Source organism: Streptomyces xanthophaeus (assembly GCF_000725805.1).
GTDB lineage: Bacteria > Actinomycetota > Actinomycetes > Streptomycetales > Streptomycetaceae > Streptomyces > Streptomyces xanthophaeus.
The window spans coordinates 1-258 of sequence record NZ_JOFT01000149.1; the positions used below are offsets into that span (position 1 = coordinate 1).

General features: G+C 72.1%; 1 protein-coding gene. It reads right to left on the bottom strand.

The annotated features are described in order from the left end of the window. A partial coding sequence (locus IO30_RS41145; protein WP_037895574.1) for a zinc-binding dehydrogenase occupies positions 1 to 258 on the bottom strand: 258 nt, incomplete at both ends.

The window sequence follows — 258 nt, forward strand, 5'->3', positions numbered from 1 at the left end:
CAGCGAGGCGTCGATGAACCCGCCCGCCAGGGCGTTGAGCACGACGTCCACACCCGCACCGTCGGTCGCCTCCAGGAACTTCTCCCGGAACGACAGGTCGCGCGAGGACGCGATCAGGCCGTCCTCCACACCGAGCCCCCGCACCGCGTCCCACTTCGACTCACTCGCCGTCGCCAGGACCTCGACGCCCCAGTGCCGGGCCAACTGCACCGCAGCCATACCCACGCCACCGGCCGCCGCGTGCACCAGCAGCCGCTC